Consider the following 26159-nt stretch of genomic DNA (forward strand, 5'->3'; position numbering starts at 1 on the left):
AGCCAAATAAACGCGGTATCTGTTTATGCATCACCTTGCTAGAAACAATGGCGAATATCTAAATACTTTTGCCGAATGTGCTCAATGAGTAAGCGGATCTTCTTTGGTGGCTGACGGGTAAATGGATATACGGCATAAATCCCCAATCGCTTGCCCACCTGGTCAGGAAACAAATCAATCAAGTCGCCCCGAGTAATATCCTGATAAACCAAACAACGCGGGACATACGCAATACCGTGTCCTCCAAGCGCGCCTTTCCTCAATGCAATGGGGTTATCCGTCGAGAGATTCCCCGACACTTTAATCATTTGGTTTTTGCCCTCACCTTTAAATTCCCAATCACTCGCCCCTGTGGTTTGATAGGCATATTGCAAACAGTTATGGGCTTTCAGATCATTGGGTTGCTGCGGGCGACCATGACGTGCGATGTAGCCCGGTGCAGCACAAACCACCCATTGAGAGTCAAGAATATGTCGAGCAATCAAACTGGAGTCTTCGAGATAACCGGTACGGATCACCAAATCAAACCCTTCATCAATCAAATCAACAAAGCGATTTTCTAACGACATATCAATGGTAAGCCCCGGGTATTGGCTACAAAATTCCGCGACTGCCTCCGCTAACAGTAACTCACCAGAAATCGTTGGTACCGAGATTTTGATATGGCCACTGATCGCCTCCCCAAAGCCCGAGACAGCATCAAAGGCTTCATCAGCGGCTTGCTTCACAGTTTTTGCGCCTTGATAGAGTGTCCGCCCCGCATCCGTTAGCGTGAGCTTTCGGGTTGTTCGATACAACAACTGAACGCCTAGACTCTCCTCCAGCTTCTTAATCCGTTTACTAACGACTGAATTTGTAAGGGAATTTATTTCGGCAACTTTGCTGAAGGAACCATATTCAGCGACTTGAGCAAAAAGTACGAGATCGTCTGTTTTCGGCATATTATGTCAATTATGGAAGTAATCATTTTCATTATTTCCATATATCAAGAAAATGTAAACGAGTAATGTCACATCCAGTTAACATCACGTCATCACGATGTCAGCAAAAAAACAACAGATGCGACAGCATAAAAATACGATGGCGTGCCTTACTTTTACGTGAACTAACGGAAGAGACGTCTAAAAGGACAGACTATGACTGATACCCTCTACGCCCTTATTGCGTTTTCCCCCATCGTGGTTGCTGCCATTTTGCTGGTGGGATTAAATTGGCCCGCCAAAAAGGCGATGCCAGTGGCATTTATCATGACAGTGTTAATCGCACTATTCCAGTGGCAAATGAGCCTTAATCGCGTCTCAGCCTCGATTTTACAAGGACTAATCATTACAGCTGCTGTCCTCTGGATTGTCTTTGGCGCGATTTTGCTGCTCAATACATTGAAACACACCGGTGCGATTACCGTGATCCGTAATGGTTTCACCAATATTTCAGATGACCGGCGTATTCAAGCCATTATTATCGCTTGGTGTTTTGGCTCTTTCATTGAAGGTGCGTCAGGATTTGGGACCCCCGCGGCCATCGCAGCCCCTTTGTTGGTTGCGATCGGTTTTCCTGCGCTGGCCGCCGTTGTGATTGGTATGATGATCCAATCCACGCCCGTCTCTTTCGGAGCAGTGGGAACCCCTATCATTGTCGGCGTCAATAAAGGGCTTGATAGCCACACTATTGGGCAAACATTACTGGCTAACGGCAGTGACTGGGCCAGCTATTTACAAGCTATCACCACCCAAGTCGCACTCATCCATGCCATGATTGGCACCCTAATGCCACTATTGATGGCCATGATGTTGACTCGCTTTTTCGGCAAAAACAAAAGCTGGCGCGAAGGATTGGCCGTGGCGCCATTCGCCATTTTTGCGGGGTTAGCCTTTACCATTCCTTATGCCTTGACCGGGTGGTTACTCGGTCCTGAATTCCCCTCTCTACTTGGTGGATTAGTAGGTATTGTCCTGGTCACCACCGCGGCGCGGAAAAATTTTCTTGTTCCCAAAAAGCACTGGGACTTTGATGATGCCTCTACGTGGCCAAGTCAATGGTTAGGCTCGCTTAAAATGGACCTTAAGGTTAAAGAAAAGCCCATGAACATGGCCATGGCTTGGGCGCCTTATTTACTCTTGGCACTGTGTTTGGTGATCAGCCGCGTCAGTCCAACGGTAAAATCACTACTAACAGATGTGAGCTTAAGTTTTAACGCGCTATTGGGAGAAACCGGCATTAATGCGGCGATTCAACCTTTGTATCTTCCTGGTGGGATCCTCGCATTCGTCGCCTTAGTTGCCACCTTACTTCACAGCAAACGTCTCCAGCCTCTATTCAAAGCAGCGAATGAGTCTAGTAAAACACTCATCGGTGCAGGCTTTGTGTTGGTGTTTACCATTCCTATGGTGCGTATATTTATTAACTCAGGAGTGAATGCCGCCGATTTGGTCAGTATGCCAGTAATGACTGCGCGGTTTGCTGCGCAACTGGTGGGTGATGGTTTCCCTGCTCTGAGCGCCACCATTGGTGCATTAGGGGCCTTTATCGCCGGCTCAAATACCGTCTCGAATATGATGTTTAGTCAGTTTCAATTTGAAGTCGCACAAACACTGGGCGCTTCAACCGTCACCGTGCTGGCACTTCAGGCCGTCGGTGCGGCAGCAGGTAATATGATTGCCATTCACAACGTCGTTGCCGCCTCCGCCACTGTGGGCTTATTGGGGCGCGAAGGCGCGACCTTACGTAAAACTGTGTTACCTACGATTTACTACCTGATTGCCGCTGGGGTAATTGGCATCATCGCGATACATGTGATTCAAGTTGCTGACATCCTGATGGCGGCGTAATCTGACGATGATAGGCCGAGCGCAGAACTCGGCCTGATTGACCTAACTCAAGCGGGCCAGCCAGGCTGACCCTCAGCCTTTTTGAATATATGGAAGGAAAGGAACGCTTATGAACACCCCATCACGTTTGTCCTCATCACAACAACAAGCATTGATACAAACGCTGACGGATATTGTCGGTCACAAGAACCTACTGACGGATGCAAGTCATACCCAGCACTATCGCACTGGGTTTCGCTCTGGAGGAGGCAGTGCGCTGGCGGTCATTTTCCCGACCTCATTAGTGATGCAATGGCGTGTCTTGCAAGCCTGTGTTGACGCCGATGTGGTGATCATCATGCAAGCCGCGAATACGGGCTTAACCGAAGGATCAACGCCGAAGGGCGATGACTATGACCGCGATGTGGTGATAATTAATACCACACGATTAGACGGCTTACAGCTGCTTGATCAGGGCAAGCAAGTGATCAGCTTTCCGGGGACCACACTTCATCACTTAGAGCAAACCTTACGGCCTCTTAACCGAGCCCCGCACTCTGTGATTGGCTCGTCGTGTATTGGCGCATCGATTGTCGGTGGTGTGGCCAATAATTCTGGTGGCGCGTTGGTTAAACGTGGCCCTGCCTATACAGAATATTCGCTCTTTGCGCAGTTAAACGAAGCCGGTGAGCTAGTTTTGGTCAATCATTTAGGGATTGCGCTTGGCGACGATCCGGAAACCATTCTCGCCCGTGTCGAACGCGGCGATTATCGTCCTGAAGACATTACCACGGATACGCGCAAAGCCTCCGCGCATGATTACGAGCAAATCCTCCGTGATGTCGACGCAGATAGCCCTGCACGGTATAACGCCGATAAACACCGTCTTCATGAAGTGAGTGGCTGTGCAGGAAAACTGGCAGTGTTTGCGGTCAGGCTAGATACCTATCCCATTCCAGAGCGTGAAAAGGTGTTCTATATCGGCACCAACAATCCTGATGTTTTGTACCAGTTACGTCGCCGTGTGCTCAGCGAGCTGTCACATCTTCCCGAAGTGGCAGAATACATGCATCGCGAGGCCTTTAATATTGCTGAACGATATGGCAAAGACGTGTTTTTAGCCATTGGCCGACTAGGGACGGACAGCATTCCTAAAATGTTTGCCTTAAAAGCTCAAATTACCGCGTGGCTGGATAAAGTGCCCTTGCTGCCCAATTCACTGCCGGATAAAGTCATGCAGTACGTTAGCCAGCTTTTTCCGCAGCATTTGCCTTCTCGTATGCTCGCGTTCCGTGACCGCTTTGAGCATCATTTGATTTTTAAAGCATCAGACGAAGGTATTGAGGAAAGCTCGCAATTCTTAACGCAATTTTTTGCCGACCATGATGACAGCGACTTTTTTGTCTGTACCGAAGAGGAAGCCAAAAAAGCCATGCTTCACCGCTTTGCTGCTGCCGGCGCAGCGATTCGCTATCACACCATGCACAGCAATGATGTGGAAGATATTCTCGCGCTTGATATTGCATTGAAGCGCAATGAAAAACATTGGGTCGAGCAACTGCCTGATACCATTGAGTCACAGTTAGTCACCAAGCTCTATTACGGACACTTTTTCTGTCACGTCTTTCACCAAGACTACATTGTGAAAAAAGGTGCCGATGTACATGCAATTAAGGCAAAAATGCTTGCCCAGCTCAACGAACGCGGCGCGAAATACCCTGCCGAGCATAACGTGGGACATCTCTATGCCGCCGAGCCCGATTTAGCCCATTTCTACCATCAGCTTGACCCAACCAATAGTTTTAACCCGGGGATCGGAAAAACCAGCAAGAAAAAATACAATGCAGACTGTCAGTGCCTTGATCACCAGCTTCGTCATCGAGCGAGTCAGGACACGTCACCCGCCACGCATGAGCATTAAACCGACCTGCAAACCCGCCAACCGTTGGGCGGGCTCTTTTTAAAGCATGGGTTTCTCGCGAATAAAACGCGCAAAGCGTGGGATGCCCTTTTCCGTTACACCATTGTGCCTAACCAAAATGGTACTGCCGATTTCAGGTGGTTCAGCCCGCTGTGCATCGCTAAAGCCAGATCCCACGCGAAACTCAGTACCATCCGCAAGACGTACCACTAAGGCCCCCATCAAGCCTTGTAACCGACCTTTTCCGGGCGTCATACCAACAACGATGGCATCTTTCTCTTGGTAGGTTTTTAGCTTGACCAAGCTCTCTACCCGATCTCCTAAGTACAGGCTATCGGGATGGTGCAGCATCAACCCTTCTCCCCCCGATTCATTGATGGCAATAAGCTGTCCTTGGAGCGCGTCATTGTCAGTCACTGGCGTTTGCTTTACCAAGGCTAAGAACGGCGATGCGCTGTTGGCGACTATCTTTTTCAGTGCTGCATAGCGATCAGAAAACGGGCCAGGTTCATCCGGTAAATCAAACGCATAAAAACGAACGTTCTGCCACGCGTCAGGGTCTGGTTTATCGTCCAACACGGTACGCAACACGGTTTGAAACTCGCCTCTTCCGGCCCATAACTCACCATCTAAAGGCGTCGTTGGTAGCGTTCGTATCAATGCATCCGGTGCGTGAATGGGATTTCCTTGTCGGGTTAAGAATTGCGTGCCCGTCCAATAGGCGCGGATCCCATCCAGTTTTTCACTGGCCCAATAGCCACGATAGTCATGTTCGGCAATCTGCCCGTCAACACCATGCATCAACGCTGGCACAGACGGTGCAGCATCCCCGTCACTGCTAGGAAACAGGGTAAACGCGGAGAGTAAGCATAAAGTAACAGGATTTAGGCGTGCCATGCATTCCTCCTTAGTGGTTAAGGAGCATACGCTAGCGCGATAAAAGGCGTCTCAACATGCCTTTATTTTTTGTTGGTAGAGAATTTGCGTTCACGGTGAACAATGTGCATGTGTTACATCGCCCACCGTGAAATGACTCGTGAAACCTCGTCCGCTGCGCAACCTAGAACCATCAAGCTTGGCTGGCAAACGCATAGATAAAGGTGCCATTTTTTATTGCATCAATCACGCGCGTGGATAAGTAGCTAGGTAACGCCGGGCAGCCCCAGCTTCTACCTAATTGGCCGCTTTGTTTAATCACCTTAGGGTGAGCATAATCGGCACCGTGGATCACAATCGCTCTTGCGCGCGCATTATCGTTTAAGCCCTTCGAAAGCCCATCTAAACGCAGTGAGTAGCCATGTTTACCATGATAGGTTTCAGCCGCACGATAAACTCCTAACGATGTTTGCAAGGAATTAATCTGATTCGAGAAACGCTTTGCGTAAAGGGCGCCACTATTCTTGCCATGAGAGACATAAGAGCGAAATAGCACTTGGCGTTTTTTCACATTGATCACCCAAAACCGCTTTTCTGACGACGGTTTGCCGTAATCAATCAGCGTCATCACCGGCTTGCTACTTTGGTTGTGCTTAAAATGGCGATACGCATCAGAAAAGGCCTGATACGACACCTCACCGGCGAGGTTGAGAGACTGATATAAACCACTGACCTCATCTTTAAAACTGGCCCATACTGTGGTTGGCATGCTGAGCGCTAACACATAAAAAACTACCCGATACCAAGGGGCCACACCTGCTTGTTTCATTTTTCTGCTCCTTACTTTGCCACTGCAACACGAACGACCGAGCCGTTTGTTGTCCGTATTGGCAAAAACAAAAACCGTGCCATTTGACACGGTTTCTATTAACTATTGATATTTATATAAATTAATTATCGTTCACGATTTATCCATTCGCTGACGTCACACGGCGGCACGACCTTGCCGCGTTTAAATCGCCGCAATGGCGTTTTTAATCCGCTTGTCTGAAATCGGATAAGGCGTACCCAGTTGCTGCGCGAAGTAACTCACTCGAAGCTCTTCAATCATCCAGCGTATGGCTTTTACCTCATCAGGGAGAGTTTTGCCTTTCGGTAACTTATTCAGCAACGCCTTGTAGTCATTCATCACAGATTCAATCTTGAGCATATGACTGCGATCTCGCGCTGGATCAATCGGCAGCTTCTCTAACCGACGCTCTATCGCTTTCATATAGCGTAAAATATCGGGCAGCCGCTGCCAGCCTGATTCGGTAGCAAAGCCCTTGAAAATCAGCCCTTCTAGCTGAGCTTTGATATCCGACATCGCAAACGCCATCGAAAGATCCACTTTACCTTTTAGCTTTTTATTGATGCTAAAGGCATGGGTTAAAATCTGTTCGACCTGTTGAGCAATATCCACCACGGTATCACCTAGCTCCGCACGCACCGTCTCTTTAAGAGCTTCGAATGCTTGCGCTTCCCAGGTTAACCCGCCGTGTTGCTCAATGAGTTTATCCACGCCACAGGCGATGCAGTCATCAATCAAATCCAAAACACGGCCATAGGGGTTAAAATACAGACCGAGTTTCGACTTATTGGGCAAATGGGTGTGCAGGTATTTTATCGGCGATGGCACATTGAGCAAGACCAATCGACGCTGCCCCGCTTGCATGGCTTTATGTTGTTGATCTTCCGTTTCGAAAAGGCGGATCGCGACACTGTCTTTTTCATCGACTAAAGCCGGATACGCTTTGACTTCAAACCCGCTGCGCTTTTGCTGGTAACGTTTCGGCAATTCCCCAAATGTCCATTGGGTGAGTCCTTGCTGTTCAATGTCATCATCTGCCACATCCGATAACGTCGCTTGCACCTTATCTTTCAGTGACAGTTTCAGTGCATGAAGATCTTCGCTTTCAGCCAAGGTGCGATTCTTATCATCCACAACGCGGAACTGAATGCGCAGATGCTCTGGCAATTGCGCCAAATTCCAGCTGTCGCGCTCAATGGTGACACCGGACATCTGCTTTAGGGCTTTTTCCATGCTATCGAGCAAAGGCGCTTCCATGGGCGTCACTCGTTGCAAGACCGCATCCGCATAGTTTGGTGCCGGAACAAAGTTACGTCGTAACGGCTTAGGCAAAGATTTAATCAGCGCGACAATTAGCTCGTGACGTAGCCCGGGGACGTGCCAATCAAAGCCTTCTTCTGACACCTGATTAAGGATCGGCAGTGGAATATGCACCGTCACCCCATCATGGTCTTGGCCCGGCTCGAATTGGTAACTTAATTTGAGTTTTAGGTTGCCCTGATACCAAAAGTTAGGGTAATCCAGCTCCGTGACATGGCTAGCGTCGCCTTGCAATAGCATGGCTTTTTCAAAGTTGAGCAGATCCGGATTGTCTTGACGCGCCTTTTTCCACCAGGTATCGAAGTGACGCCCACTGACCACACTGTGATCGAGGCGCTGATCGTAAAAGTCGAACAAGGTATCATCGTCTGCCAAAATATCGCGCCGGCGAGATTTGAGCTCGAGCTCCTCCACTTCCGCCAACAGCTTTTGGTTTTGGCGGAAAAAGGCATGCTTAGTTTGCCAATCTCCCTCAACCAATGCCGAACGAATAAACAGCTCACGGCTAAGCACCGGATCGATGGCGCCATAATTGACTTTACGGCTGGCGACAATCGGGATCCCGTATAGCGTGACCTTCTCGCTGGCCATGACAGCCGCTTGCTTGCGTGACCAATGTGGTTCACTGTAGCTGCGCTTAATCAAATGCTGCGCCAGTGGCTCCACCCATTCAGGTTGGATACGCGCAACAATTCGCCCCCAGAGTTTCGAGGTTTCAACCAGTTCGGCAACCATCACCCATTTAGGCTGCTTTTTGAAAAGCCCAGAACCCGGGAAAATATGGAACCGTGCATTCCGTGCGCCTTGGTATTCGTTCTTTTCTTGGTCTTTCAGGCCGATGTGGCTTAATAGCCCGGCGAGCAGGGCCATGTGAACGGCCTGATAACTGGCAGGTTCTTGGTTGAATTGTGCATTTTGCTCTTTCATTACTTGGGTGATTTGATAGTGAACGTCTTGCCACTCTCGCACCCGCAAGTAATTGAGATAGTCTTTTTTGCACTGTTTACGGAACTGGTTATTCGATAGCGCTTTTTGCTGCTCTTTGACGTAATCCCAAAGATTTACATAGGCCAAGAAGTCCGATTCTTTATCGGCAAAACGACGATGCTTTTCATCCGCTTGTTGCTGTTTATCTGCTGGACGCTCACGCGGATCTTGGATAGCCAAGGCCGCGGCAATCACCATCACCTCATTTAAGGCACCATGCTTGGGTGCTTCAATCACCATGCGTGCCAAACGCGGGTCAATCGGCAGTTTGGCCAGGGTTTTACCAATCGCGGTCAGCTTACGTTTATCAGTGGCTTGGCCGGGCTTGATCGCCCCCAGCTCTTCGAGCAAACGAACACCATCTTTGATGTGACGGCTATCAGGTGGCTGAACAAACGGAAAGGCTTGAATATCACCGAGCCCTAATGCCGTCATTTGCAGGATCACCGAAGCCAGATTTGTTCTCAGAATTTCTGGGTCGGTAAATTCAGGACGGCCTAAAAAGTCCTCTTCGCTATACAGACGCACACAAATGCCTTCCGACACACGGCCACAGCGTCCTTTACGCTGATTAGCACTGGCCTGTGAAATCGGCTCAATCGGCAGTCGCTGCACCTTGGTCCGGTAGCTATAGCGAGAAATCCGTGCCGTGCCGGGATCAATTACATACTTAATGCCCGGTACGGTTAGCGAGGTCTCGGCGACGTTGGTGGCCAGTACAATCCGGCGTCCCGAGTGAGATTGGAATACACGATTTTGCTCGCCAGCAGAAAGCCTTGCGTACAAGGGTAAAATCTCGGTATCGCGCAGTTGACGACGCTGAAGGTAATCGGCGGTGTCGCGGATCTCTCGCTCACCGTTCATAAAGATTAGGATATCACCCGGCCCTTCAAGGCACAGCTCATCGACCGCATCGCTGATCGCTTCAAGCTGGTCACGATCGCTATCGTCCTCTTCTACTAATGGACGGTAGCGCACTTCCACCGGATAAGTACGGCCAGACACCTCAATCATAGGGGCATTATTGAAATGCTTAGAAAAACGTTCAGGATCGATGGTTGCCGAGGTAATGATGACTTTGAGATCGGGGCGCTTGGGCAATAACTCGCGCAAATAGCCGAGAATAAAGTCTATATTTAGGCTGCGCTCGTGGGCTTCATCGATAATGATGCAATCGTACTGATTCAGATACCGATCGTGCTGGATTTCGGCCAACAAGATCCCGTCCGTCATGAGTTTGACTTGCGTCGCCTCTGAGACTTTGTCATTAAAGCGCACTTTATAGCCGACGCTACTGCCTAACTCGACGTCAAGCTCTTCAGCAATCCGTGAGGCGACCGAGCGTGCAGCCAAGCGACGTGGCTGAGTGTGACCTATGGTACCGGCGACGCCTAGCCCAAGCTCCATACAGATTTTGGGCAGCTGAGTGGTTTTGCCTGAGCCCGTTTCACCCGCAATGATCACGACTTGGTTGTTCGCGATTGCCTCGGCAATGTCATCTTTCTTCTGACTGACTGGCAACTCTTCCGGGTAGCGAACGGTTGGCGTATTGGCTCGACGGGCGAGCAGGCGCTGCATACTCTGCGCCATTTCAGCGGCAATTTGATCGTACACCGCCTGTTTGGCGTCGTCTTTTTTGATTTTTTGTGCGCCATGGATGCGCTTTTTAAAACGAAAACGGTCTTGCAGCATACAATCGTTTAACGCTGCAAACAGTGTCTCTGACGTGTTGTGATGACGTGAACTCAAGGCGATTCCTGCTTACTGCTTAATCTTTTAAGGCGTTTATCAGTGTCACAGCCGATAAATAAGGTTGATTGGAGACGCATCCTATCACAAAGTAAAAAGAAACAAAGCCGCGCCATCGACGTGCAAACCGCCAATACGGTGTTGCTAAAGTAAACGTATTGCCCGTTCACTACGTACTCAGTGTGTAAATACGGCCAATAAACTCCGCAGTTTGGGAGAACAGCCATGCTAAAACAGCTTTTTAAAAAACTTGAATCCGCCCTCGCCGCTGATGCGGCGCAACACAGTGACGTTGGGCTATCGCTGCATCAAGCGATGGCAGGCTTACTGAGTGAGGTTGCAATGGCCGATCACGACATTGATGAGCGCGAGTTTGTGACTAAGCGCGATCGCATTTGCCAATTACTGAACCTCGAGCCATCGCAAGCGGATACACTGTTGGCCGAGGCACAAGCTCACAGTAAACAAGCGACGTCGCTATACGAATACACGGACAAGCTGCGTGATTTAGACCCACAAGCACGGATTGAACTGATTGAAGCCATGTGGTCGGTGGCGTATGCCGATGAAAATATCGACCCGCTCGAAGAAGCGGTGATCCGTAAAACCGCCGAGCTGCTTTATGTGGATCACGCGGAGTTTATCCGGGCCAAGCTGAACGTCATCGAGGCGGATTGAGATCGGCTTGCTCGCCAACCCGCACAATCACCGGGCCGTATGCAGTACTGACCTGCACTAAAGGAGTCGCAAATACGTCAGACAAGCGGGTGTCCGAGAGTACATCACGGGGTGCACCGCTCGCCACCATCCGGCCTTGGTTGAGTAAAACCACGTTATCTGCGTGCGTCAGGCTGCGGTTGAGATCATGGTTTGCCATGACGACGCACAGTCCCTGCTTGGCGGCGTGAGTAATTTCTGCGTAAATCGCTTCTTGCTGAGCAACATCCAGCCCCGTCGCCGGCTCATCCAGCAATAACACAGAAGCTTGTGGGTTTAATTGCCTGTCAACTTGCAATAATACCCCAGCCAGCCTAACCCGTTGCCATTCTCCTCCTGACAAACTGTCAACACGACGATGAAGCTTGTCATCAATCGACAGCGATTGGCATACACGTCTTACCACCGCATCACGCGCAGACACTTGCCCAAGCTGTAGACTGTCGATGACCAGATTGAGGTATTCATACACGGCCATCACGAAGGCAGGTTTTTGCTGTTGGATTAAGTAACCGCGAAGATGCGCGAGATCTTGGCGGCGTAGGCCAGCAATAGCGGTGTCTTGAATGCTCACCTGGCCGTGTTCAGGCGTACCAAGCCCTGACAGCAAATGTAATAACGTGCTTTTGCCACTGCCGTTAGGGCCAATCAAATGCGTAACTTGCCCTGGCTGAAAGCGGATAGACAGTGGCAATAAACGCGGCGATAAGCTCAATTGATGTGCTGTTAACATTACACCGCCTTAACCAGCATCCAAATGAATAAAGGCGCACCAATCACACTGGTCACCACCCCAACGGGGAGCTCTGCCGCATCAAGCAGTAATCGACCCAGCGTATCGGCACTGACCAGTAAAATCGCTCCAGCCAACGCCGACAAAGGCAGCAAGTAGCGATTCCGGCTACCAAACCACAAACGCAAATAGTGGGGCACCACAAGGCCAATAAAGCCAATCACGCCAGCTGCAGCGACCGATAATCCGACCAAGATGCTGATCAGCACAATCAATTGCCAACGCAATCGATGGGTATCTAGCCCCAATTGTTGCGCTTGTACATCACCAAGCATGAGTTGATCCAATTGCTGGCCAAAATGACACAATATCGCGATACAGGGCGCGGTCAGCGCCAACCACGTGATATGGCTTAAGCGCATACCGGACAACGAACCCATCAGCCAATACATCAATTGGCGAAGGTTAAAATCAGAGCTGAAATAAAAGGCTAAGGTCACCACCGCCCCGGCAAGGATGCTCAAGGCGACGCCCACTAACAAGATGCGTGACGTTGCTAAGGCACGCCGAGCAAGCAACACCAATATCAGTGTAAAGAGGCTAGCACCAAGCATAGCCGCAACCGCCATCATGCCGCCGGATGCCCATGCTGGCGCGAAAAAAAGCAACAATACGACTGCGACGCTGGCGCCGCCTGAGATCCCCAACACGCCGGGCTCGGCAAGCGGGTTACCGAGTAACACCTGTAAACTCGCCCCTGCGATGGCAAGCGACGCGCCAATGAGTATGGCCGCCATCACTCGCGGCAAGCGCAGTTGTACCAGCAGCTGCGACTCTAATACTGAGTGATTGCCAAACGGAGCGATCCAGATCTCCCCAACGCTCAGAGCAACCACGCCAACGACCAGTAAAACGCCACTAAATGCTAATAAAGCACGCCGCCATCTGGCTTGTTGGCGTGCAGTAAGTTCGGACACTCGCATGCGTCATCCATTATTTTGATTCTGTGACGCACTTTACAGACTGACGTGAGGCTTGAAAAGCGCTACGCAGTGGCTTTTTGTGGTACGTGCACATAGAGTGGCTGACTCGCATCGGCTTCAAACGGTGTGGCAAGCAACCCAGCGCGATGACCCACTTGGACATTCGCGTTTGGAAAGATCACCACTTCACCGTCGTGTTCAGCATAAATTTCTTGTTCCTTGTCGGTCGCCAATAACACGCCCTTTTCAAATGGTGTAAAGTTTTTGGCGGTGGAGGGAAACGTGAGTGCAAATTGCTCGCTGTGCTTGGTCAAGGTTCGAGTCACGCGGTAAAAGCGCATCGGCGCCAATTCAGTCGGTAACGTAGCGGCTTTTAACAAGCCTCGTAAGGTGCGATCAAGTGGCTCGTACTCACGCATATCATTTTCAAACAACGGCGCCACACGGCCCATTTCTAAGGTTGCAGCCAGCGCATCATGGTGATTGGCGCTATACCAACTAAAGGTTGGTGAGGGTGATTGAGACAGGACAGTGGCATCCATTTTCGCGTCATTGAGTAATGCGGCCAATGGGCGTACGTCTTTCTCGGTCGGCGTGGTTGGGATCACACCAAACATATAGTGGTAGGACTCACGAATCGCACTGTGTAAATCGAGATGCCAACGGGTCATGTTATCCGGTTGAGCTGCGAAGAAATCGCTCACCGCTTTTTGCAGCTGGTTGGCAAGGTAGTGCTCTTCGTTTTTTTCCTCATTCCAGCCTCCGAATAAGCGGTTGAGGTTATCTTCAATAAAACGAGTGTGCGCTTTAATCGCCTCAGCATGACCAATGATCAGTAACAGTGGTACATCAGGAGTAAATTGCCCTGCGAGCATATCCGCGAGCAGCTGATCAATCAGTTCAATCGGTGCAGTTTCGTCTCCATGGATCCCCGACGATAGCACTACACAACGGGAAACGTTGGCCGCATCGGGTTGGATTGAGATGATACCGGGCGCGCTGTGATTGAAGGTCAGCGAGCCAACTCGCCATGAATCTGGGGTAAAGGCGTGAGGTGCAGTCAATGCCGCATCAATAAAGGCACCAGGACGTGTTGTCAGCATAATGCTTCCTTTTATTACAACTAGACAACAAAACGTTACAGCGACTTAACCGATAAACCCAGCGTTTTCCCTTCACAGTGTGATCATGTATAGACAAATTAAAAAGCCGCCAACCTTTCGGTCCGCGGCTTTTTATCCGTGGCATCGTCACCACTGGCACGAGTAACGCTCTGTTTATTTCTCTACCTTGGCGTTCTCAACCCGTGCTTTTAGTTTTTGGCCAGGTCGAAACGTCACAACGCGTCGCGCAGTGATTGGAATATCTTCCCCTGTTTTAGGGTTTCGACCGGGACGTTCATTCTTGTCTCGCAAGTCAAAATTACCAAAACCCGATAATTTCACCTGCTCGCCACTTTCGAGTGCTTTACGAACTTCTTCGAAAAACGCTTCGACTGTCTCCTTGGCGTCCCGTTTGCTAATCCCGATATTTTCAAACAGGTTCTCAGCCAAATCGGCTTTAGTGAGCGCCATAGGTTTTTCCCTCAAGAATTGTTGAACACATATGCAATACCGCAGTATCGACACCACCATTCTACACGTGGTCCACACGTCTTTAGCCCTTGTATTTTAGGGATATTTGAGGACCAACTCAAAACAAGTGTATGCCAACTGGCTGATTTGCGCCAACTTTTTTAAGTTGCAAAAGCAAGAACAGTGTCCAAAAATTTGACCTTTGTTACCAGCCACTTACCAAGCGTATTTTAGTCACGCTATTTGCATATATCCATTAGTGACTGATTTTAGGCAAATTTATCAATATCTGAGCGGATTTTATACAGATTTAGTGAATTTACTCAGCTTTTCAAACGGATAGATGTTAGATCAATTAGGCATAAAAAAAGCAGCGTTTCCGCTGCTTTTTTCTAATCAGAGTGGGATTAATCACGCAAAGTTACGCCCAGTTTCTCTGATAAATGGGCCACAACACCAGACACGGCATCGCTAATATCGGCTTCTTCCAGCGTGCGCTCATCAGACTGAAGCGTAAGGGCAATCGCCAAGCTTTTCTTACCTTCTTCCACCCCTTTGCCAGTGTAGAGGTCAAACAGTTTCGCCCCTTTCACCAACGCATTACCGCTTTCCAAGCACGCAGATACTACGTCACCAGACGCGAGTGTTTGGTCGGCAATCACCGCAATATCACGGCGGTTTGCTGGGAATTTAGAAAGGCCAGCGGCTTCTGGAATAAAGCGGCTGTCAATGGCTTGCCACTCAATCTCAAACACCACGGTACGACCATTTAAGCCAAACTCACGTTCAAGCTCTGGGTGTAACGTGCCCATATAGCCAACGACCTTGCCATCCAATTCAATCGCAGCAGTTTGACCCGGGTGCATCGCTGGATGCTTGGCGGCGACAAAACGGAAGTCAGACAACTTACCGCTCAATTCAAGCACAGCTTCAAGATCGCCTTTCAAATCAAAGAAATCCGCTGTCGCCGTTGCCATATCCCAGTGCTCCTCGCTACGAGGACCAGCAATCACACCCGCAAGCATACGCTCTTGACGAATATTTTCTTGGCGAACAGCACCCGTCATATCGCCTTCTGGAGTGAAACGTAAACCAAACTCAAACAAACGCACGCGCGGTTGTTGGCGTTTTTGGTTGTACGCCACCGTATTCAAAAGCCCTGGAAGCAGGCTCAAACGCATGGCTGACATGTCTGCAGAAATTGGGCTTGGTAGGATTAGCGGCTCAACATCTGGCACAATCAACGCTTGCTGTTTTGGCTCGACAAAGCTGTAGGTAATCGCCTCGTGGAAGCCACGGTCAACCAACAAATCGCGTACACGTTTTAACGGCATCGCGGCTTCTTGATGCTCGCGCATAGTCAGTGCGGCTTTCGGTGCGCGCGTCGGAATGTTGTCGTATCCATAGATACGGCCCACTTCCTCAATCAAGTCTTGCTCAATGGCAATATCAAAACGCCAGCTTGGTGCTGTCGCTTGCCAACCTTCCTGCGTCTGTATGACGCCACAGCCAAGACGGGTCAGAATGTCGGTAACGGTGGCATCATCGATATGATGACCCAGTAGGCGATCAAGCTTCTCGCGGCGTAAAGTCACAGTGTCACGCTTAGGTAGATGCTCAGATGACTCACCCACCACAATTTCACCGGCTTCTCCGCCACAAATCGCGATCAATAGTTCAGTCGCACGCTCCATTGCAGCAGTTTGCAGTGCTGGATCAACGCCGCGCTCAAAGCGGTGTGACGAGTCAGTATGCAAACCATAGTTACGTGCACGACCACGAATGGCTTCAGGCGCAAAGAAGGCGGACTCTAGTAAGATGTCCTGAGTCTCCGTCGTCACACCTGAGTCTTGACCACCAAAAATCCCCGCCATCGCCAAGGCTTTTTGATCATCGGCAATTACCAGTGTTTGCGCATTTAGCTTCGCTTCGTTGCCATCGAGTAAGGTCAGTGCTTCGCCCTCTTCAGCAAGACGCACGACGATGCCGCCTTCAATTTTGCTGAGGTCAAACGCGTGCATCGGCTGACCTTGTTCGAGCATCACATAGTTGGTGACATCAACAACAGGATCAATGGCACGAATGCCGCTGCGACGTAGTTTTTCTTGCATCCAAAGCGGTGTTTGTGCGCCAACATTGACATTGCGAACGACACGGCCGAGGTAACGTGGGCATGCCTGAGGCGCATCAATACGTACCGTGACTTTATCATCAATGCTAGGTGCCACTGGAGTAATGGTCGGCTCGGCTACATCGGCGCGATTAAGCACGCCCACTTCGCGAGCGAGGCCACGCAGGCTCAAGCAATCAGCACGGTTGGGGGTCAAATCAACATCAATCGCAGCATCATTGAGTGACAAGTATTCACGAATATCGGTGCCAATCGGTGCATCGGTCGGCAGCTCAATAATGCCATCAGATTCCACATCTATACCTAGCTCGGTAAAAGAGCACAGCATCCCGAACGATGGCTGGCCACGCAGCTTCGCTTTTTTGATCTTAAAGTTTCCAGGAAGGACCGCACCAACGGTCGCTACTGCAACTTTCAAGCCTTGGCGGCAGTTTGGCGCACCACATACAATATCAAGTAGCTCATCACCGCCAACATTGATTTTGGTGACACGCAGTTTATCCGCATCTGGATGCTGACCACACTCAACCACTTCGCCAACCACTACGCCGGAAAAGTCGCCGGCCACTGACGCAATGTCGTCTACTTCTAAGCCGGCCATCGTGATTTGGTGGGCAAGCGCCTCGGTGTCGTTTGCTGGGCTAACCCACTCTCTCAGCCAAGATTCACTGAATTTCATTATTACCTTGCCCCACTGATTACTTAAATTGTTTCAAAAAGCGCAGATCGTTCTCGAAGAACGCACGAAGGTCATTCACGCCATAACGCAACATGGTCAAGCGCTCTACCCCGATACCGAAGGCAAAACCTTGGTACGTTTCTGGGTCAATGTTTACCGCGCGTAGGACATTCGGGTGAACCATGCCACAGCCTAAAATCTCAAGCCACTTGCCACCTTTACGGCGCACATCCACTTCTGCTGACGGCTCAGTAAACGGGAAGTAAGACGGACGGAAACGCACTTCTAAGTCTTCTTCAAAGAAGTTACGCAAAAAGTCATTTAACACGCCTTTCAGGTCAGCGAAGTTAATGTCTTTATCAACCAATAAACCTTCCACTTGGTGGAACATGGGGGTATGGGTCTGGTCGTAATCATTTCGATAAACACGGCCCGGCGCAATAATGCGGAACGGTGGCTTGCCCGCTTCCATGGTACGAATTTGTACACCCGAGGTATGGGTTCGCAACATCAGATCAGGGTTGAAGAAGAAAGTATCATGGTCTGTGCGTGCCGGATGGTCCGCAGCAATGTTCAACGCATCAAAGTTGTGGAAGCCGTCTTCGACTTCTGGACCTGCGGCAACAGAAAAGCCTAACTCACCAAAAAACTGTTCGATACGCTCAATAGTACGCGTTACAGGGTGAATACCACCGTTTTCAATACGACGGCCCGGCAAGCTGACATCAATGGTTTCAGCCGCAAGCTTCGCTTCCAACTCGGCGCGCTCAAGTGCATTTTTACGCTCAGCAATCGCTTGTTGTACGGTTTGCTTCGCTTGGTTGATCGTTTGACCTGCTTCACGACGCTCTTCCGGAGGCAATTTACCTAAAGCTTGTAATTGCGCGGTTAATTCACCTTTCTTACCCAGGAATTTCACCCGGACCTCATCCAGTGCAGCAACGGATGCGGCACTGGCGATCGCCGCTGTTGCGCTAGCAAGAATTTCTTCTAATTGTTGCATTGTTTCCTCGTCGACCCGTGGGGCTGTCCAACCAGATTAAAGAAGTGGCATACCAGTTGGAAATCGTGGTTTACCAATTGTCTGAGCAAACTGACAGAGCGCCGATTTGCACTACCATGCCAATTAACTGAGAGAACGGGTAATAAAAATGACCTTACATACTAATTAATGCCACGGCTAATGCCAAACCCTAAACCGCTTTTGTTGGATTTTTCCACACTGATTTGCGGAGAAAAAGTAAATTTGTCTGCTCTTTAAGCAGAGTTGTCAGTCACAGCGACACTCGGAGATGATTTTTATTGCTATTTGTTCCCGCTCGCCTTAGTGAGTTTGTTATTCTACTGCCCAGCTTTTTGACTGATTGGAGCCTTGCATGAACCCTAACTCTCTGCCGCTGCGCGTTTTTGTATCTACGTCCACTCACCCGTGGTTCAATCTTGCCGTGGAAGACACCATATTTCGCACCATGTCGGCCCAACAAAATGTGCTGTTCTTGTGGCGCAATGACAATACGGTGGTCATTGGACGCGGTCAGAATCCGTGGCGCGAATGCAACACGCGAAAGATGGAAGAAGACAAGGTAGTCTTAGCGCGTCGTCAAAGTGGCGGTGGCGCAGTGTTTCATGATCTCGGCAATACCAATTTCACCTTCATGGCAGGCAAACCCGGCTATGATAAATCCATTTCTACGCAAATCGTCCTTGATGCGCTCAAGTCGCTTGGCGTGAATGCCTCCGCCAGTGGACGCAACGACTTGGTTATGGATACCCCTGAAGGACAACGTAAAATTTCTGGCTCTGCGTATAAAGAAGCCAAAGATCGTGGTTTTCATCATGGCACATTGTTGATTAACGCCGATCTATCTCGATTGGGTGATTACCTCAACCCCGACCCCAAAAAACTGCAAGCCAAAGGCATTACGTCAGTCCGCGCTCGCGTCGCTAACATTGCGGAGTTTGTGCCATCGGTGGATCACGAAAAGGTCTGTGACGCCATCAAACAAGCATTCTTCTCGCACTTTGGTCAGCACACTGAGATTGAATACATTTCTCCCCAAGCAAAACCTGACGTCGAAGGGTTTGATGCTATCTACGAGAAGCAATGCAGTTGGGAATGGAACTTTGGCCAAAGTCCGCAATTTATGCACACCTTTGACGAGCGATTTGATTGGGGTGGCGTTGAGTTACACTTGGACGTCAAACACGGGGAGATTGTGGACTGTAAACTGTTTACCGACAGCCTGACGCCCGGTCCGTTAGAATTACTGGCCAATCAAATGGTGGGGCAAGCGTACCACCACGAAAAGCTTTATCACTTTGTGATGAGCTGGGCTGATGCCGATCAGAGCCACCAAACTATGTACGAAGATATTGCGCTGTGGCTACGTAACGCTATTGTCTGATTTCTATCCAAACGCACTCTTCATAGTGACACACGTCACATAAACACCCTTCTTTTGATCCCACTCAAAGATTTAAGAGGCTGCTACACCAACTATGATGGTGGCAGCCTTTTTTGAAATCATCAGAACACAATATTTCAACTACCTGCTCGAAAGTTAATCAAATGACTCATAAAGAGATTGATTAATAGATTTTAATTTTGGTAAAAAACCATTACTCTAGATTTAAATATTTTGTTACAAATTACATTTAAGGAGATCACCTAACCACAACCCTCCCTCTTGGCGACGTACTGCACGCCAAATGACGAAATGCAGACCCAACAAAAACTTTAAGTGAATAATTAGATAGTTATGGAAAACCAAAAGAATATACTCGGCCACCCTCGTGGGCTATTTTTGCTTTTTGGCACTGAGCTTTGGGAGCGCTTTTCGTACTACGCGATGCGCGCCATCCTCGTCCTTTATTTGACCGATCAGACCATTAACGGTGGTTTAGGCTGGTCAACCAAAGATGCACTTGAGCTTTATGGCTACTACACAGGCTTGGTCTACATCACACCATTAATTGGTGGGTGGTTTGCCGACAACTATATTGGTCAGCGACGTGCGGTGGTGTTCGGTGGTGCCTTAATGGCCATCGGTCAGTTCACCCTTGCATTTCCCGCTCACCAATATGGCTTGGATATCGTGCATACCTTATATGCTGGTCTTGCCCTACTGATCACGGGTTGTGGCCTGTTAAAGCCCAATATTTCAACCATGGTTGGTGACCTTTATAACGAAGGCGATCACCGTAGAGATGGTGCCTTTACCATCTTCTACATGGGGATCAATATTGGTTCACTGCTCGCCGGTTTTGTCTCTGGTACAGTAACGAGTGCCTACGGTTGGCAATACGGTTTCTTCGCGGCAGGCGTTGGCATGCTAATCAGTTTAGCAATCCAGCTTACCATGGCGAACTCATGGCTGGGCGAAATCGGTAAAGTACCCGCCGCACAGCAAGCTCGAGACGCCAATAAGTCGACCACCAATGCCCCACTGACGAAAAAAGAAATCGATCGCCTCAAAGTGATTTTATTGATGGGCTTGTTCGTGATCATTTTCTGGGCTGGCTTCGAGCAAGCAGGCGGACTGATGAATATTTATACCCAACAATACACAGATCGTATGGTGGGGAGTTTTGAGATCCCTGCGGCTTGGTTCCAATCGCTTAATCCATTCTTCATCATTGTGTTTGCTCCCATTGTCGCATCACTATGGGTTCGCTTGGGCAGTAAAGAGCCAAGTTCACCAGTGAAGTTCGCGATGGCGCTATTTATGCTCGCGTTAGGATTTGTGTTCATGATTGGTGCCGTTTTAGAACAAGGTGGCGACACGGCGGTTAAAACCTCTATGTTCTGGCTAGTGGGCGCGTTCTTCTTTCATACCATGGGCGAGCTTTGTCTCTCTCCAATCGGCTTATCGCTAGTTACCAAGCTCGCACCACTACGTTTGGCTTCTCTAATGATGGGTGCATGGTTTGGCTTTAACGCCGTCGCTAACTATGTGGCAGGTATTATTGGCTCACATGTGGGCGATTACGGTGCCATGGCCATCTTCGGTGGTATTGCAGCAACAGCCGCGATTTCCGGCGTGATCTTATTGGCGCTATCCGGCACGCTGATTCGTTGGATGCACGGTGCTGAATCTGGTGCCACACCAAGTGAAGAAATCGAACAACAGCAAGTACAAGTGGCGTAATCTCCCACTTCAGCACTGAAAAAGAGGCCGTTTGGCCTCTTTTTTATGGCTACTAACCGCGGAGGAATTTATTCTGCGCCTTGAAAATATACCGCGGGGAAAATGAATGGCTACTTCTTGCTTAAATCCAGCTTTCCGCTGAATACAGTCACGGCTTGGCCTTGTAGCAACACATGATCGTCGCTAAGCGTCATCTTGATCTACCAACCGCGCGCGGACGCTTGATAACCGATAAGCTGCTTTTTACTCAGTGCTTGAGACCAATAAGCTGCCAGCGCACAATGTGCGGATCCTGTCACAGGGTCTTCGTTCACCCCCACCCAAGGGGCGAAGTAGCGAGAGACAATATCGACCGTGTTATCAGGGCTTGCCGCAGTCACCACCACGCCACGTCCGGGCTGCGTATTTAGCGCCGCAAAATCAGGAGACAGCGCTTTTACATCATCTTCAGAATCAACCACCAATAACTCTTTTTCGCCAAAACAATAACTCGCACTGATACCAGAGCCATGTAGACCCAAGGCTTCTAGCCGCGATGGGTTTGGCGTTACTTCTGCAAGCTCAGGAACAGGAAATGCCATCGCTATCCCCTCGCGTTTTACCGTCACCTCAAGAGGTCCAGACTGCGTATAAAAAGTGACATTGTCACCCATTTTGACGTCACCACGCTCAGCCAAAACATGTGCTGTGGCGAGTGTGCCATGACCGCAGAGTGCGACTTCTACTGTCGGTGTAAACCAGCGTAAGGACATGGTATCTAAGGCAAGAAATGCCGTTTCAGAGACCGCCATTTCCTCGGCAATAGCCAACATGGTTGCTTCATCTAACATGGACGCCGAGATACACACCCCTGCCGGGTTTCCCTGATACAATGACGCACTAAAGGCATCAACCTGATACATATCCACAATCACGATTTCATTCCAAGCCGGCGACGCAGCGAATGATACATTTCCATGATAAAGGTCGTAAAGCCAACGGTAGGATCGTGTTGAATGTAATCCTCGATTGCATTGAGATTAATCTGGCGGAATTTTTCAATCGCAGTCTCCGCACAATCAGCAACAATCACATCTCCTTCGATGATCAATCCCTGCTCTAACAATGCTTCTTTTTCAGCAAGATAGCTGGGGGATCCCTTGATCAAGTAAGTAAACTGGTCACAGTGGTTAGGCTGACAAAAAAAGACGTATCGGTTCATTATGTGCCCTTAATTTCACTTTTAAGCACTATACCATGATGATAGGAACAGGAAGGAAGTACTAGCGCACATTTTTATACGCATAAAGTGCGATTATCTAGACATTAGAGATAACAAAAAAGGAGAGCCGAAGCTCTCCTTTCTCAGCAATTCTTTACTGTAAAAATTACAGTGAAGCTTTCGCTTTTTCTACCAGCACAGAGAATGCTGCTTTGTCATATACCGCGATATCGGCAAGGATCTTACGATCGATTTCGATAGATGCCTTTTTAAGGCCGTTAATCAGACGGCTGTATGACATACCGTTTTGGCGAGCCGCAGCGTTGATACGTGCGATCCACAGTTGACGGAATTGGCGTTTCTTCTGGCGACGGTCACGGTAAGCATATTGACCAGCTTTCGTTACCGCCTGAAAAGCTACGCGGTATACGCGTGAACGCGCACCATAGTAGCCTTTCGCTTGCTTCATTACACTCTTGTGACGTGCACGAGCTTGTACACCACGTTTTACGCGAGCCATTGTGTCTCTCCTAAACTAAATAAACTAAAACTAAAAACTTATGCGTATGGCAGCATGCGAGCTACTTGCGCGGTTTCGCACGCTGGTAGGATCGCGTTTGGACGCAGCTGACGCTTGTTCTTAGTAGTACGCTTAGTCAGGATGTGACGTTTGGTTGCGCGCTTGTACTTGAAGCCACCAGCAGTTTTCTTGAAACGCTTAGCAGCACCTTTGTTGGATTTCATCTTAGACATGATGAATAACTCCGCATTGTGTTAATAACATAGCAATTTGGCGAACAAAACGGCCGCACCTTTCGGCGCAGCCGATCGTTACTTGGAAGCCAAAATTACTTCTTCTTAGGGGCAAGAACCATGATCATTTGACGGCCTTCGATGCGTGAAGGGAAGCTTTCTACTGAAGCGATTTCAGCAGTGTCTTCTTTCAAGCGGTTCAGCACGTCAACACCGATGCTTTGGTGCGCCATTTCGCGACCACGGAATCGGATTGTAACCTTGACCTTGTTACCCTCTTCAATGAAGCGAACCAGGTTGCGTAGTTTTACCTGATAGTCGCCTACATCTGTACCAGGACGGAATTTAACTTCCTTAACCTGAATAGTCTTTTGTTTTTTCTTCTGCTCTTTCGCAGCTTTACTCTTCTCGTAAAGGAATTTGCCGTAATCCATAATACGACAAACCGGCGGCTCAGCGTTCGGACTGATCTCGACCAAATCTAAGCTTTCAGCTTCCGCTTTCGCAAGCGCTTCATCAAAGGGTACGATACCGAGTTGTTCGCCGCTGTCATCAGACAATCGAACTTCTTTGACACCACGAATTTCGTTGTTTAGACGATGAGCGTTCTTCTTTGCCGGGGCTTTTCTTGCGCCTTTAATACCTTATTCCTCCACAATATTGAGTGTTCGATCTTGCACTTCTTGCTTCAATTGAGCTAAGAAATCATCAATCTTGAATTTACCCAAATCTTTACCTTTACGGGTCCGTACTGCGATTTCACCAGCTTCCATTTCTTGGTCACCACAAACCAGCATATACGGAACACGCTTCAGAGTGTGTTCGCGGATTTTAAAGCCAATCTTCTCGTTTCTCAAGTCCGCAGATGCTCTAAATCCAGCTTTTTGCAGTTTTTTCGCAATCTCTTGCACATAATCAGCTTGGTTATCCGTGATATTCATCACAACCGCTTGCTGTGGTGCGAGCCATGCAGGGAAGTGTCCTGCGTATTCTTCAATAAGAATACCGATGAAACGTTCCAATGAGCCCAAGATAGCGCGGTGGATCATCACTGGCGTATGGCGTTCGTTATCTTCGCCGACATAAGTGGCGCTCAAACGCTCTGGTAGAGCAAAATCGAGTTGCACCGTACCACACTGCCAAGCGCGATCGAGGCAATCATGCAAAGTAAACTCAATTTTCGGACCATAGAACGCGCCCTCACCTTCTTGAACTTCAAATGGAATATCCATTGAAGTCAGTGCTTGGTTTAACGCCTCTTCGGCACGATCCCACATTTCTTCTGAGCCAACACGCATTTCAGGACGTGTAGACAGTTTGACTTCAATGTTCTCAAAGCCAAATGTTTTGTAGGTATCGTAAACCATTTCGATACACGCACTTACCTCTTGCTGAACCTGCTCAGGCGTACAGAAGATGTGGGCATCGTCTTGGGTAAAGCCACGCACACGCATGAGACCGTGCAGTGCACCTGAGGGCTCATTTCGGTGGCAGCTACCAAATTCCGCCATACGCAATGGCAGATCGCGATATGACTTCAAGCCTTGGTTAAAGATCTGCACGTGACCAGGGCAGTTCATTGGCTTGAGTGCATATTCACGGTTTTCAGAGTTAGTGGTAAACATGTAGTCAGCGTACTTGTCCCAGTGACCAGAACGTTCCCACAAGATACGGTCCATGATTAATGGGCCTTTAACTTCCTGATAATCGTACTCAGTCAGTTTGTCGCGAATAAATTGCTCAAGCTCACGGAAGATCGTCCAGCCATTGTGATGCCAGAATACCATCCCGGGCGCTTCTTGCTGCATATGGTACAGGTCAAGTTGCTTACCCAGTTTACGGTGATCGCGCTTCGCGGCTTCTTCGAGACGCACTAGGTGTGCTTTAAGTTGCTTTTTATCCGCAAATGCTGTGCCGTAAATACGCTGCAGCATTTTGTTGTCGCTGTTACCACGCCAGTACGCGCCAGCTACGTTCAAAATTTTGAAGTTCTGACAAAAGCTCATATTTGGCACGTGTGGGCCACGACACATATCAATGTATTCTTCGTGGTGGTACAAGCCCGGACGGTCGTCGCGTGATACATTCTCATCCAAGATTTCCATCTTGTATGACTCACCGCGCGCTTCAAACGTATCGCGAGCTTCTTGCCAGCTGACGTTTTTCTTCACAACTTGATATTTGGTTTTTGCCAGCTCTTTCATGCGTTTTTCAATCGCATCGAGATCGTCTTGAGTCAACGACCGCTCAAGATCGATATCGTAATAAAAACCATTGTCGATGGTTGGACCAATCGCCATTTTGGTTTCTGGGAAAAGCTGCTTAATCGCGTGACCTAACAAGTGGGCACACGAGTGACGGATGATTTCTAAACCGTCTTCATCTTTCGCAGTAATGATTTCTAGCTGTGCGTCAGTTTCAATAAGGTCGCAAGCGTCAACACGCACGCCATCTACACGACCGGCAATACACGCTTTGGCAAGGCCTGGGCCAATATCACTGGCAACATCAAAAGTAGAAACGGGGTGGTCAAAAGCACGCTGACTGCCGTCAGGGAGGGTAATTACAGGCATTGATAACAATCCTTCTCAGTGGTGCCACACACCAAGTGGCACATGAATGTATTTCACGGTTTGAGAATAACCGCGCAGAATAAGTAAGCTTCGATTATGAAGATACCGCTTTTGTGATGCAAGTCATCCCCTAAATTAATTCCCTTTTCTTTTCGTC

Annotated in this window: 20 protein-coding genes and 1 pseudogene; 5 read left to right on the forward strand and 16 right to left on the reverse strand. The window is 49.1% G+C overall.

All coding sequences use genetic code 11. The annotated features are described in order from the left end of the window. Positions 1–38: 38 nt before the first annotated feature. Positions 39–941, reverse strand: coding sequence for a LysR family transcriptional regulator (locus tag E8E00_RS06825; protein WP_096628350.1), 903 nt, complete (start codon positions 939–941; stop codon positions 39–41). A 195-nt stretch (positions 942–1136) separates the two neighbouring features. Between E8E00_RS06825 and E8E00_RS06830 the strand changes: the two genes are divergently transcribed. After that, positions 1137–2828 carry an L-lactate permease gene (locus E8E00_RS06830; protein WP_096628347.1) on the forward strand — a complete coding sequence of 564 codons (1692 nt, stop codon included), beginning with the start codon at positions 1137–1139 and terminating at the stop codon, positions 2826–2828. Between the two features lie 109 nt (positions 2829–2937). Next, entirely contained in the window at positions 2938–4728 is a 1791-nt protein-coding gene (gene dld, locus E8E00_RS06835; RefSeq protein WP_096628344.1) for a D-lactate dehydrogenase, read from the forward strand. Positions 4729–4767: 39 nt separating this feature from the next. Here the strand turns inward: dld and E8E00_RS06840 are convergent, their stop codons facing one another. The 3 genes from E8E00_RS06840 to hrpA all read right to left on the reverse strand — a co-directional run bounded on the left by E8E00_RS06840 (position 4768) and on the right by hrpA (position 10510). After that, on the reverse strand, positions 4768–5625 hold the full coding sequence (locus E8E00_RS06840; RefSeq protein WP_096628342.1) for a DNA ligase: 858 nt from the start codon (positions 5623–5625) through the stop codon (positions 4768–4770). A gap of 172 nt (positions 5626–5797) precedes the next feature. Continuing rightward, positions 5798–6433, reverse strand: a complete 636-nt coding sequence (locus E8E00_RS06845; RefSeq protein ID WP_096628339.1) for a murein L,D-transpeptidase catalytic domain family protein — start codon at positions 6431–6433, stop codon at positions 5798–5800. 183 nt (positions 6434–6616) lie between these two features. Continuing rightward, positions 6617–10510, reverse strand: coding sequence for an ATP-dependent RNA helicase HrpA (hrpA, locus tag E8E00_RS06850; RefSeq protein ID WP_136588374.1), 3894 nt, complete (start codon positions 10508–10510; stop codon positions 6617–6619). Positions 10511–10735: 225 nt separating this feature from the next. On the opposite strand from hrpA, the gene E8E00_RS06855 reads away from it, so the two are divergent. Beyond that, positions 10736–11188, forward strand: a complete 453-nt coding sequence (locus E8E00_RS06855; RefSeq protein ID WP_069587658.1) for a TerB family tellurite resistance protein — start codon at positions 10736–10738, stop codon at positions 11186–11188. On the opposite strand, the gene btuD is transcribed toward E8E00_RS06855, so the two are convergent. From btuD to pheS, 6 genes are all read right to left on the reverse strand, one after another. After that, a complete protein-coding gene (gene btuD, locus E8E00_RS06860) occupies positions 11172–11960 on the reverse strand; it encodes a vitamin B12 ABC transporter ATP-binding protein BtuD (RefSeq protein ID WP_069587656.1) in 789 nt (262 codons plus the stop codon). The genes E8E00_RS06855 and btuD overlap by 17 nt on opposite strands. Next, complete coding sequence (gene btuC / locus E8E00_RS06865; RefSeq protein ID WP_096628333.1) at positions 11960–12943, reverse strand: vitamin B12 ABC transporter permease BtuC; 984 nt, start codon at positions 12941–12943, stop codon at positions 11960–11962. The genes btuD and btuC overlap by 1 nt, the downstream gene beginning before the upstream one ends. 62 nt (positions 12944–13005) lie before the next feature. Beyond that, positions 13006–14046, reverse strand: a complete 1041-nt coding sequence (locus E8E00_RS06870) for a succinylglutamate desuccinylase (RefSeq protein ID WP_096628330.1) — start codon at positions 14044–14046, stop codon at positions 13006–13008. Between the two features lie 174 nt (positions 14047–14220). Continuing rightward, positions 14221–14517: an integration host factor subunit alpha gene (ihfA, locus tag E8E00_RS06875; protein WP_069587653.1), complete on the reverse strand. Its 297-nt coding sequence runs from the start codon at positions 14515–14517 to the stop codon at positions 14221–14223. A 407-nt stretch (positions 14518–14924) separates the two neighbouring features. Then, a complete protein-coding gene (gene pheT, locus E8E00_RS06880; protein ID WP_096628327.1) occupies positions 14925–17327 on the reverse strand; it encodes a phenylalanine--tRNA ligase subunit beta in 2403 nt (800 codons plus the stop codon). A gap of 19 nt (positions 17328–17346) precedes the next feature. Next, positions 17347–18330, reverse strand: coding sequence for a phenylalanine--tRNA ligase subunit alpha (gene pheS, locus E8E00_RS06885; protein WP_077479809.1), 984 nt, complete (start codon positions 18328–18330; stop codon positions 17347–17349). A gap of 373 nt (positions 18331–18703) precedes the next feature. On the opposite strand from pheS, the gene E8E00_RS06890 reads away from it, so the two are divergent. After that, a complete protein-coding gene (locus tag E8E00_RS06890) occupies positions 18704–19732 on the forward strand; it encodes a lipoate--protein ligase (protein ID WP_096628324.1) in 1029 nt (342 codons plus the stop codon). Between the two features lie 354 nt (positions 19733–20086). Then, a complete protein-coding gene (locus tag E8E00_RS06895) occupies positions 20087–21475 on the forward strand; it encodes a peptide MFS transporter (protein ID WP_069587649.1) in 1389 nt (462 codons plus the stop codon). A gap of 110 nt (positions 21476–21585) precedes the next feature. Here the strand turns inward: E8E00_RS06895 and E8E00_RS06900 are convergent. The 6 genes and pseudogenes from E8E00_RS06900 to thrS form a co-directional block, all read right to left on the reverse strand. Continuing rightward, positions 21586–22389 (reverse strand): annotated as a pseudogene (locus E8E00_RS06900) (PhzF family phenazine biosynthesis protein). Further along, a complete protein-coding gene (locus E8E00_RS06905; RefSeq protein ID WP_096628321.1) occupies positions 22386–22676 on the reverse strand; it encodes a hypothetical protein in 291 nt (96 codons plus the stop codon). Before E8E00_RS06905 ends, E8E00_RS06900 begins: the two are co-directional and overlap by 4 nt. A gap of 166 nt (positions 22677–22842) precedes the next feature. Then, positions 22843–23196 carry a 50S ribosomal protein L20 gene (rplT, locus tag E8E00_RS06910; RefSeq protein WP_069587639.1) on the reverse strand — a complete coding sequence of 118 codons (354 nt, stop codon included), beginning with the start codon at positions 23194–23196 and terminating at the stop codon, positions 22843–22845. Positions 23197–23234: 38 nt separating this feature from the next. Next, complete coding sequence (gene rpmI / locus E8E00_RS06915; RefSeq protein WP_069587638.1) at positions 23235–23429, reverse strand: 50S ribosomal protein L35; 195 nt, start codon at positions 23427–23429, stop codon at positions 23235–23237. 95 nt (positions 23430–23524) lie between these two features. Beyond that, positions 23525–24070, reverse strand: a complete 546-nt coding sequence (gene infC / locus E8E00_RS06920) for a translation initiation factor IF-3 (RefSeq protein WP_069587637.1) — start codon at positions 24068–24070, stop codon at positions 23525–23527. A gap of 3 nt (positions 24071–24073) precedes the next feature. Beyond that, positions 24074–26002: a threonine--tRNA ligase gene (thrS, locus tag E8E00_RS06925; protein WP_069587636.1), complete on the reverse strand. Its 1929-nt coding sequence runs from the start codon at positions 26000–26002 to the stop codon at positions 24074–24076. Positions 26003–26159: the final 157 nt, after the last annotated feature.

The sequence above is a fragment of the Salinivibrio sp. YCSC6 genome, assembly GCF_004916735.1.
GTDB classification, from domain to species: Bacteria; Pseudomonadota; Gammaproteobacteria; order Enterobacterales; family Vibrionaceae; genus Salinivibrio; species Salinivibrio proteolyticus.

Coding starts and splice junctions, on each gene's coding strand:
- E8E00_RS06870 (WP_096628330.1), bottom strand. CDS start 14,046: ATGCTGACAACACGTCCTGGTGCCTTTATTGATGCGGCATTGACTGCA.
- btuD (WP_069587656.1), bottom strand. CDS start 11,960: ATGTTAACAGCACATCAATTGAGCTTATCGCCGCGTTTATTGCCACTG.
- btuC (WP_096628333.1), bottom strand. CDS start 12,943: ATGCGAGTGTCCGAACTTACTGCACGCCAACAAGCCAGATGGCGGCGT.
- dld (WP_096628344.1), top strand. CDS start 2,938: ATGAACACCCCATCACGTTTGTCCTCATCACAACAACAAGCATTGATA.
- thrS (WP_069587636.1), bottom strand. CDS start 26,002: ATGCCTGTAATTACCCTCCCTGACGGCAGTCAGCGTGCTTTTGACCAC.
- pheT (WP_096628327.1), bottom strand. CDS start 17,327: ATGAAATTCAGTGAATCTTGGCTGAGAGAGTGGGTTAGCCCAGCAAAC.
- rplT (WP_069587639.1), bottom strand. CDS start 23,196: ATGGCTCGCGTAAAACGTGGTGTACAAGCTCGTGCACGTCACAAGAGT.
- E8E00_RS06905 (WP_096628321.1), bottom strand. CDS start 22,676: ATGAACCGATACGTCTTTTTTTGTCAGCCTAACCACTGTGACCAGTTT.
- E8E00_RS06855 (WP_069587658.1), top strand. CDS start 10,736: ATGCTAAAACAGCTTTTTAAAAAACTTGAATCCGCCCTCGCCGCTGAT.
- rpmI (WP_069587638.1), bottom strand. CDS start 23,429: ATGTCTAAGATGAAATCCAACAAAGGTGCTGCTAAGCGTTTCAAGAAA.
- E8E00_RS06895 (WP_069587649.1), top strand. CDS start 20,087: ATGGAAAACCAAAAGAATATACTCGGCCACCCTCGTGGGCTATTTTTG.
- E8E00_RS06830 (WP_096628347.1), top strand. CDS start 1,137: ATGACTGATACCCTCTACGCCCTTATTGCGTTTTCCCCCATCGTGGTT.
- E8E00_RS06890 (WP_096628324.1), top strand. CDS start 18,704: ATGAACCCTAACTCTCTGCCGCTGCGCGTTTTTGTATCTACGTCCACT.
- E8E00_RS06845 (WP_096628339.1), bottom strand. CDS start 6,433: ATGAAACAAGCAGGTGTGGCCCCTTGGTATCGGGTAGTTTTTTATGTG.
- ihfA (WP_069587653.1), bottom strand. CDS start 14,517: ATGGCGCTCACTAAAGCCGATTTGGCTGAGAACCTGTTTGAAAATATC.
- pheS (WP_077479809.1), bottom strand. CDS start 18,330: ATGCAACAATTAGAAGAAATTCTTGCTAGCGCAACAGCGGCGATCGCC.
- E8E00_RS06825 (WP_096628350.1), bottom strand. CDS start 941: ATGCCGAAAACAGACGATCTCGTACTTTTTGCTCAAGTCGCTGAATAT.
- E8E00_RS06840 (WP_096628342.1), bottom strand. CDS start 5,625: ATGGCACGCCTAAATCCTGTTACTTTATGCTTACTCTCCGCGTTTACC.